The 248-nt window shown below is 59.7% G+C and carries 1 protein-coding gene; it reads right to left on the minus strand.

Annotated elements, in window-relative coordinates; all coding sequences use genetic code 11:
* On the minus strand, positions 1 to 248 hold a 248-nt coding region (locus J5M56_RS26110; protein ID WP_207938205.1), incomplete at both ends, for an amino acid permease.

Below are 248 nucleotides of genomic sequence, written 5' to 3' on the forward strand. Positions count from 1 at the left end.
GCACGGCCCACAGCAGCACGGAGGCGCAAGCGATGGCAACCGGCGTATTGCCCTGGCCAAATACTGGAAAGTAGAAGCCCAGGGTGCTGAACAGCAGCACGAAGTAGCCGACATTGCCCATCCAGGCACTGATCCAGTACCCCCATGCTGATGAGAAACCCATGTAATCGCCGAAGCCTGCCTTGGCATAGGCATACACACCGCCGTCCAGGTCGGGCTTGCGGTTGGCCAGGGTCTGGAACACGAAT

This window comes from Pseudomonas sp. 51_B (assembly GCF_017491595.1).
In the GTDB taxonomy this organism is placed as follows: Bacteria; Pseudomonadota; Gammaproteobacteria; order Pseudomonadales; family Pseudomonadaceae; genus Aquipseudomonas; species Aquipseudomonas promysalinigenes.